Raw genomic sequence first — 8,748 nt, forward strand, 5'->3', positions numbered from 1 at the left:
ATATCCGATGGCCTGGTTTGGAAAGGCGCGGTGGGCGCCGGAAACACCTCGCGCCGGCGTCAACCGCCGCCGCTCGTTTCCAGCAGGCGCAGCAGGCCGGCGCGGCCGTGCTGCGTGGCCGCGCTCCGCAGCAGTGCGTCGACATGGGCCATGCGAGCGATGACCGCGGGCGTGTCCAGCGGCTCGAACCGGCCCACCTCGGTACCGCTGCCGTCGCGCAGGCTGATCGCCAGCCTGCCGCCGTGCAGGGTGGAAATGTGCCGCCAGGCGACAAGTTCCGCGAAGTCTTCGGCCGCTGTCGCCGTGGCGTACAGGCTGACGAATGGAGTGCGCGACAGCGCGTCATAGACTGCCCTGGCACGCGCCATTGGCAGCGGGTCGGCACGGCGGAACGGCGTGCGAGTCGCCGCGGAGGCCGCCAGCGGCGGCGCCAGCGTGCGGTCGTCGCTCCAGATCCCCTCGACGAACGGACTGGCACGGTCGCCCGTCAGGCGCAACGCCTTGTCGACGGCGTGGCTGGCTTCGTGCAGCAGCACGTAGGTCAGCGCATCAGTGCCGCTGCCTTCCATGGTCACGACCAGCCCGGAATCGTCGGGCACGAAAAGACGCCGCTCCTTCGCCGTCAGGAAGCCGGTCAGCGACTCGCCGAGCAGGCTGGCGCGCAGGGTGATGTCGAACTGGCTGGTGCCGGGGACCATCGAGAACAGGCCCGAGCCGCTGCCGGGGATGCCGTCGACGAAACTGAGGCGGCGCAGCCGTTTTTCCAGCACGAGCCGATGCAGCGCCGGCAGCGATGCCAGCGCCTTCTCGATGCGCAGGCGCTCGGCGGGTGTCACGTCGTGCTGCCGCACGTCGCGCATGCCGGCTTGCGCGAAGCGCTCGATCACCTCCGGTTCCGGCGGCGCGACCCGGCTGGCCAGCGCCGGCCGGGCGGGCGGGGCGTCGATTGCCTGGGCCGGCAGGCCGTGCAGGGCGAGGCCGATATTGACCACGCATGCCAGGAATTTTGTTCGCATGGCTGTTTTCTCTTCCATTGGGATGATTCGCCGGATGACGGCGACGGGCATGCTGTGAGATACGCCGCGGCGCGCAGGATGGATGCAGGCCCGGCAGCCGGCCGAAAAAATCACGCGCACGCCGCATCCGCTTTCCGTTTGCCGGCGTATATGAAGGATGCGGTGGATTTACATGCCTCATCACCAACGACAGGTATCGGCCAGGGGCGGCCGCTTCGATGCCGGTCCACCACGACAACACAAAGGAGAAATTCATGACTATCGTTTCCCGCCTGCGCACGCTGGCCGTCGCCGCGACCCTGGCCGCCACCGGTTTCCATGCCGGCGCCGCGGAATCCGCTGCCGCCAAGCCGTCGGTGGTCATCGTGCACGGCGCCTTCGCGGACGGTTCCGACTGGGCCAAGGTCATTCCGTTGCTGCAGGCCAAGGGCATCAGGGTCACCGCGGTGCAGAACCCGCTGACGTCGCTGGCCGACGATGCCGCGGCGGCGCGCCGCGCGATCGACAGCCAGCCCGGCAAGGTGGTGCTGGTGGGCCATTCGTGGGGCGGCACGGTGATCACGGAAGCAGGGCAGCATGACAAGGTGGCGAGCCTGGTGTACGTGGCGGCGTTCGCGCCGGACGCCGGCAAGTCGACCGCTGAAACGGGCGAAGGATTCCCCGCCGCGCCGGGCAGCAAGCGCTTCGTGGCCGACCGGGAAGGGTTCCTCAGCCTGCCGGAAGCCGCGATGCGCGAAGACTTTGCGCAGGACGTGCCCGCGACGCAGGCGGCACTGATGACGGCAACCCAGGGTCCGATCCAGTCCAAGGCATTCGGCGAGAAGGTCACCGTCGCCGCATGGAAAACCCGCCCGTCGTGGTTCATCGTCAGCGGCAAGGACCGCATGATCGATCCGGGCCTGCTGCGTGCGATGGCGAAGAAGATCGGCGCGAAGACGACAGAACTGGCGGCCAGCCATGTGCCGCAGCAGTCCCGGCCTGCCGAAGTGGCGGCCGTGATCCTCGACGCGGTGGCGGCCACGAAGTAAGGCCGGTCATGCCGCCGGTTTCGGCACCGACAGCAGGCCGCCCTGGCATTGGCCAGCAGCACGCTGCGGGTGTTGCGGGTAAATAGCGTCACGCCATGCCTGGCCTCCAGCGCACGCACGCCCATGCTGAAGGCCGTGGGGCTGGCATTGGGCCTATGCCGCCGCCCATGCCGCGCTCAGCAACAACAGCAAGTCGCTGGCGAACGAACGCGGTCCGCGCGGCATCCGCGTCAACAGCGTCGCGCCGGGCTTCATCGAGACCACCGCAACACAGGCATTCATCCAGCGCATGGCCTCGCATCGCGAAGGTACCGAGGAAGGACGCGCGCCGCGAGCTGATGGATTAGCTGGGCGGCGTTCCGATCGGCTGGCCCGGCAAGCCGGAAGAGGTGGCAGAACTGGTCGCGTTCCTGCTGTCGCCACTGGCCGCGTCGATCCATGGCGCGGAACTGGTGATCGATGGCGGCACGATTCCTACGGTGTGACCCGCATGCCGGACCAGGCGCGGCGCTGCCGGCGCGCCACTTTTTCCGAAACACGAACGATGGACGACGACCCATGAACAGGCTACTGAACTTTCCACGCGCCGCTGCGCCGCTGCGGGGGGCTGACCTGCCGCTGCTGATCTCGCTGAACGTGCTGCTGGAGGAATGCAACGTGACGCGCGCCGCGGCGCGCCTGAATCTCAGCCAGCCTGCGCTGTCGGCGCAGCTGTCACGCCTGCGCGCGCTGTTCGGCGACCAGTTGCTGGTACCGGCCGAGAGCGGGCGCGGCCTGGCGCCGTCGCCGTTCGCGCTGATGCTGCAGCGCCGGCTGCAGCCGGCGTTGGCGGCGCTGACAATGGCAGTACGGCCCAGGACGGAGGAATTCGACCCCGCCGAAGCGGTGCGCACCTTCACCATCGCCGCCAACAACACGAGCACGATGGCGATCCTTCCCGGCCTGGCCCGGCAGGTGCATGGCCAGGGCAACCGCCACCTGCGCCTGGCCATGGCCGCGTCGGACAGGCGGGAACTGGCAAGCAGCCTGGAGCGAGGGGAAGTGGACCTGTGCGTCGGCGCGGCCTGCCAGCTGCCGCCGGGCCTGCTGAGTTGCGAACTGTTGACGACGCCCTATGTGCTGGTGCAGCGCCATGGCCATGCCCGCGGCAGCTCCGCAGTGACGCTTGACGAATACCGGTCCCTGCAACATATCAATGTATCGCCCGACGGCAGCCTGCACGGTGCGCTGGACGAGCAGTTGTACCGGCTGGGCCACATGCGCCATACGCTGCTGGCGGTGCGCGACTTCAGCGCTGTCGGCGCAATCGTTGCCATGAGCAACCTGGTCTGCACGATTCCCGCCTTCCTGGCCCCGTCGCTGCCGCCGTCCGTCGACGTCGCCGGCCTGGCCTTCCCCTTCCTGGCATACACCCTGTGCATGGCCTGGCATCCCAGTGCCGATGACGACCCCGGCCTGGACTGGCTGCGCACGCAGGTGCAGGCGGCCATGGCCGACAGCCCGAGGGCCGTTTCCGGCCTGGTATCGGCCTGATACCGGCGCAGGTATCCACGCGGTGGATTGGCAGCCATCCAAAATTCAAATTGATAGAATCGGAAAAATCGGTATAATCGGCAATATCTGCTTGATGTCCAAGCAAGAGTACGCCGCACACTCACCGGGATCGCGGCGCTGTCAATTCACTGAAGAGTACGAAAAATGACCGATACCAACACCACCGAACGCGAACTCGCGGCAGCCGTCCGCGCTAATCAGGCCCATCTCTCCACCTCGCAGAACACGCGCTTCGACTTCATCGTCTGCGGCGCCGGCTCCGCAGGTTCCGTCGTGGCGGCGCGGCTGGCTGAAAATCCCGAAGTGCGGGTACTGCTCCTCGAGGCGGGCGGCAGCGACGAAGTCGACAGCGTGATCGAGCCGGCCCAGTGGCCGCTGAACCTGGGCTCGGAACGGGACTGGGGCTTCATGGCCGAGCCGAACGAACACCTGGGCGGCCGCGCCATTCCGATGAACATGGGCAAGGTGCTGGGCGGCGGTTCCAGCATCAACGTGATGCTGTGGGCGCGCGGCCACCGCGCCGACTGGAATCATTTCGCCGCCGAGGCGGGCGACGCCGCGTGGAACTACGAGTCCGTACTGAACATCTACCGCCGCATCGAGGACTGGCACGGCCCGGCCGACCCGGCCTATCGGGGCAAGGGTGGCCCGGTGTATGTGGCGCCGGCACGCGACCCCAAGCCTGCCGCGACGCTGATGCTGGAAGCGGCCCGCTCGCTCGGCGTACCGACTTTCGACAGCCCTAACGGCGCGATGATGGAAGGCGACGGCGGCGCGGCGATCAACGACCTGCGCATCCGCGACGGCAAGCGCCTGTCGATCTTCCGTTCGTACACGTACCCGCGCATGGCCCAGCCGAACCTGACGGTACTAACCGGCGCACTGGTGTCGAAGCTGACCTTCGAGGGCAGGCGCGTGACGGGCGTCGACGTCATTCACGACGGCCGGTCGAAGACCTTCCACGCGTCGCGGGAAGTGGTGCTGTCGCTGGGCGCCGTCAACACACCGAAGGTGCTGATGCAGTCGGGTATCGGGCCGGAGCGTGAGCTGCAGCGGCATGGCATCGGCGTTCGCCAGCACCTGCCGGGTGTCGGCCAGAACCACCAGGACCACGTGTCGTTCGGCTGCATCTGGGAATATGCCGAGCCCCAGGAGGTGGGCAATGGCGGTTCGGAGGCGACGCTGTACTGGAAGAGCGACGCCTCGCTCGACGCGCCCGACATGCTGCACTGCCAGGTCGAGTTTCCCGTGCCGAGTGCCGAGAACGCGGCGCGCGGCACGCCGCTGCATGGCTGGACGATGTTCGCCGGCCTGGCACACCCGAAGAGCCGCGGCCAGTTGCTGCTCTCCGGCCCCGACGCCGGCGATGCGATGATTATCCGCGCCAACACCTTGTCCGACCCGGACGACATCACGGCGGCGCTGGCCAGCGTGCAGATGTGCCGCGACCTCGGCAATGCCGATGCGTTCCGCAGCCTGGTGACACGGGAAGCCATGCCGGGCAAGCTGAACCGGGAAGACATGGAGCGCTACCTGCGCGACGGCGCGGTCACCTACTGGCACCAGTCGTGCACGGCCAAGATGGGGCGCGATGCGATGTCGGTGGTCAATGGCAACCTGGAAGTGTATGGCATCGACGGCCTGCGCATCGCCGATGCGTCGATCATGCCGCGCATCACCACCGGGAACACGATGGCGCCTTGCGTCATCATCGGCGAGCGCGCGGCGGAGTCCATCAAGGCGAAGTACGGCATCTGACGGCGCACGCCGGCATCTCCATCGTCCCGAGGCCACCGCCGATCGCGGCGGTGGCGCTGCTCAAGCAAAGGAAGTCATGAAATACCTCGTCTCGTTCGTGGCCGCCGCACTGTCCGGCATCATCATCGCCGCCGTCGTCACCATCGCCACCGCCAGTCCGGCGACGCCGCGCCATGAAACGCTGCCGGAGGTGCCGCCGTTGCCCGCGCTGTCGCACCAGGGCCATGTGGAACACGCGGGGGCGCGGATCTGGTATGGCATGGTGGGAGCGGGGGACCCGGTGATCCTGCTGCACGGCGGCCGCGCCAGCAGTCTGACATGGGGACACCAGATCGCCGCCCTTGTGGCCGGCGGACATCGGGTCATCCTCATCGACAGCCGCGGCCATGGCCGCAGCACACTGGGCGACCGCGGCCTGTCGTATGCGCTGATGGCGCAGGATGTCGTCGCCGTGATGGACCGGCTACGCCTGCGCCGGACGGCGCTGGCCGGCTGGAGCGACGGCGCCATCGTCGGCCTGGCGGTGGCGCAACAGCAGCCGCGACGCGTCAGCCGGCTGTTCGCGTTCGGGATCAACGTGAACCGGCGCCATCTCGTTGCGCCCGTCGAATCGCCGGTACTGGCGCTGGTCGGCCCTCGTCTGATGGCCAATTACCAGGCCGTGGCACCCGATCCGCAGGCGTTCGCCAGGTTGAGCAACGCGGTCGATGCGATGCAGGGGAAGGAGCCGGACCACAGCGATGCGCAGCTGGCGTCGATTCGTGGTCCACGCGTCGCCGTCGTGGCCGCCGACCACGATGAATTCATCACGATGCGCCATGCCGAATACGTGGCCGCCGCACTGCCCAGCGCACGCCTGATCGTGCTGGACGATGTAAGCCATTTCGCGCCGTGGCAGGATCCGGCCGGATTCAACGCGGCATTGCTCGAATTTCTTGATCGCCCGGATTAGGATGGCGCTGTCACCCAAGCCCGTGGGGTGAACGGAACCAATGGACCGGCCGGCGCGCCGGCGTGGCGGCAAGGCCAGGCGGCGCGGCATCTCCAACGAACTCGACTGGATCCTGGTAGCACGCGACCGTGAAAGCCCGGGATTTCGTCTGCGGCCGCGGCCCGCTCACGGCGCGCCAGCTGGCGCACCACCTGCCGCCGGTACTGGCCGCCGATGTCTTGCTGGTGTCGGACAGCGCTGCCGCTTACCGCACGTTCGCGCGCCGCGCCGGCATCCTGCATGAAGCCGTCAATCTGCGCGCGGGAGTGCGCACCCGCGGCGCTATCCACCTGCAACACGTGAACGGCTATCACAGCCGCTTCCACGGCTGGTTGTCGCGCTTCAACGGCGTGGCGAGCAAATACCCGCCGAACTACCTGGGCTGGCGCCATGGCCTCGACGGGCGGCGCTGGATGGGTCCGGCAGACTGCCTGATCGCCGCGCTGCGGGGCAATAGCGCTTCTTCTTGATGACCTGGCGAAACTTCCACAGGTTCGGGTGACAGCGCCAAAAAATTCGCAGAAGGTACCGGTTTGCAGACCCAGTGCCTTATGGCCGGACCTTCCGCAGGATGACGGCTCTCATCCCGGCTGCATGGCGGACGCACATAGTCACTGGAAGAGTGACCAGGACCGCAGCCGCATCCCGGTCAATACCTCATTGCGCAAGAATATCGATGTCGTCTGCCGAATCCTCCGCGCGAACATGGTGGACAACCGGGTCAGCGGCCAGATACCCCTCCAGGCCCGCCATGAATGCCTGGTGGTCGCTGCTCGGTTCGAATCCCTGCGTATGGTCCTCGAGCGTTTGCCATCGCACGATGAGGTTGAAATGCGATGGCGTCTCGATCCCTTGCATCAGCCGATGGCCTCGATAACCCTTCGCGCGCGACAGCAGATGAACGACCTCGTCGAACGCGCGTTTGAAGGAATCGATCCGATCGGGTTTGACCGGTAGCGCAGCAATTTCGTAAATCATGATGTGCTCCTTCGACAGTGCTTATGCGTTGACCAGCGGAGTGCTCGAATCCGCTGCCGGGACCACCTCGATGGCGACCTTTCCACGCAAGCCGTTATCCCGGCTTTCCAGGCGGGCATGCGCGCGTGGAATGTCGGCCAGCGAATAGACAGCGCCGACGTGGGGACGCAGTTGGCCACGTTCCACCAGGGCGCTCAGTTCGTCGAGCTTGCCGCGATTCTGCCGTGTGAAGACGAAGTGATAACTCGCGTTCTTGCCCCAGGCCTGGATCAGGTTTTGCGGCTTCGCGGTATCGACGATGGAAACCACCCGGCCGAGCTGGGCAAGCGCGTCAGGACTGCGGGCGAGGGTATCTCCACCGATCGTGTCGAAGACCACGTCGACGCCCCGGCCGGCGGTTTCACGCATGACGACGTCGACGTAATCTTCATTCGCGTAGTCGATGACGACATCGGCGCCCAGGCTGCGCACGAAGTCGGCCTGGTCGGCACGGGCGGTCGTGAAGACCCTTGCACCGATGGCCTTGGCCACCTGGATCGCCACATGGCCCACGCCACCCGCGCCGCCATGCACGAGGATGCTTTCGCCGACGCGCAGCTGCGCACGCACGACCAGCGCTTCCCATGCCGTTCCGCCGACCAGGGTCAGGCTTGCCGCTTCCACATGGCTGAGCGAAGCAGGCTTCTTCCCGATGATGTTTTCCGCTGCGACGTGGTACTCCGCATAGCTTCCCGGACCATCGAAAATCTGTGGCGTGTACCAGACCTCGTCGCCCGGAACAAATGCCGTCACTCCTGCGCCGATTTCCTCGACCACACCCGAAACGTCGTGTCCGGTAATCGCCGGAAGGGGAACGTGGTCCTGGTAGTCGCCGCGGCGCACCTGGTAATCCAGCGGATTGATGGAAGTGGCGTGGACCCGGACGAGAACCTGTCCTGCTCCGGGAACCGGCCTGGGCACGTCGCGAAGTTCGAATGCATCCGGGCCGCCAAAACTGGTAAGTGTCATCGCTTTCATTGTCGTCCTCATTTCGTCAAAAAGGGATATCGGGAAATTCCGATGTATACAAGCAAAAAAATTTACAGGTCTTTGCCGATGCGTTCGGCCAGGGCACTGATGGCTTCTTCGTTACGCTTGTAGTAGGTCCACTGACCGATGCGCCGTACTTCAATCAAGCCAGCTCTTTGCAGAGTTGCGAGATAGTCAGAGACTGTCGACTGCGACAATCCAACACCCTCCTGGATACTGCTCACGCAGACACCGACCGTATGAACGTCCCCTTCGTCCTGCGGGGGGAAGCCGTTCACGGGATCCTTCAACCGTCTCAGGATGTCGAGGCGGGTACGGTTGGAGAGGGCCTTGAATATTTCGAGTAAGTCCATGCGTTGGAGTATATCGAGATTTCGCGATATGTCAAGCTATT

At 66.1% G+C, this 8,748-nt stretch carries 8 protein-coding genes and 2 pseudogenes; 6 read left to right on the forward strand and 4 right to left on the reverse strand.

Annotated elements, in window-relative coordinates; all coding sequences use genetic code 11:
• Positions 1-59: 59 nt before the first annotated feature.
• Complete coding sequence (locus ACY34H_RS28205) at positions 60-1,016, reverse strand: hypothetical protein (protein ID WP_464980740.1); 957 nt, start codon at positions 1,014-1,016, stop codon at positions 60-62.
• A gap of 254 nt (positions 1,017-1,270) precedes the next feature.
• On the opposite strand from ACY34H_RS28205, the gene ACY34H_RS28210 reads away from it, so the two are divergent.
• The 6 genes and pseudogenes from ACY34H_RS28210 to ACY34H_RS28235 all read left to right on the forward strand — a co-directional run.
• Entirely contained in the window at positions 1,271-2,044 is a 774-nt protein-coding gene (locus tag ACY34H_RS28210; RefSeq protein ID WP_464980741.1) for an alpha/beta fold hydrolase, read from the forward strand.
• Between the two features lie 151 nt (positions 2,045-2,195).
• Positions 2,196-2,529, forward strand: a pseudogene (locus ACY34H_RS28215) (SDR family oxidoreductase); the annotation flags it as partial.
• Between the two features lie 73 nt (positions 2,530-2,602).
• Entirely contained in the window at positions 2,603-3,577 is a 975-nt protein-coding gene (locus ACY34H_RS28220) for a LysR family transcriptional regulator (RefSeq protein ID WP_464980742.1), read from the forward strand.
• 165 nt (positions 3,578-3,742) lie between these two features.
• A complete protein-coding gene (locus ACY34H_RS28225; protein ID WP_464980743.1) occupies positions 3,743-5,356 on the forward strand; it encodes a GMC family oxidoreductase in 1,614 nt (537 codons plus the stop codon).
• A gap of 76 nt (positions 5,357-5,432) precedes the next feature.
• Positions 5,433-6,308: an alpha/beta fold hydrolase gene (locus tag ACY34H_RS28230; protein WP_464980744.1), complete on the forward strand. Its 876-nt coding sequence runs from the start codon at positions 5,433-5,435 to the stop codon at positions 6,306-6,308.
• 308 nt (positions 6,309-6,616) lie between these two features.
• Positions 6,617-6,817 (forward strand): annotated as a pseudogene (locus tag ACY34H_RS28235) (IS1595 family transposase); the annotation flags it as partial.
• Positions 6,818-7,004: 187 nt separating this feature from the next.
• On the opposite strand, the gene ACY34H_RS28240 reads toward ACY34H_RS28235, so the two are convergent.
• The 3 genes from ACY34H_RS28240 to ACY34H_RS28250 all read right to left on the reverse strand — a co-directional run bounded on the left by ACY34H_RS28240 (position 7,005) and on the right by ACY34H_RS28250 (position 8,707).
• Positions 7,005-7,325, reverse strand: a complete 321-nt coding sequence (locus ACY34H_RS28240; protein WP_464979488.1) for an antibiotic biosynthesis monooxygenase family protein — start codon at positions 7,323-7,325, stop codon at positions 7,005-7,007.
• Positions 7,326-7,346: 21 nt separating this feature from the next.
• A complete protein-coding gene (locus ACY34H_RS28245; protein WP_464979489.1) occupies positions 7,347-8,342 on the reverse strand; it encodes a zinc-dependent alcohol dehydrogenase family protein in 996 nt (331 codons plus the stop codon).
• Positions 8,343-8,404: 62 nt separating this feature from the next.
• Complete coding sequence (locus ACY34H_RS28250; RefSeq protein ID WP_464979490.1) at positions 8,405-8,707, reverse strand: ArsR/SmtB family transcription factor; 303 nt, start codon at positions 8,705-8,707, stop codon at positions 8,405-8,407.
• Positions 8,708-8,748 lie beyond the last annotated feature (41 nt).

This window comes from Pseudoduganella sp. jia 9, assembly GCF_055502615.1.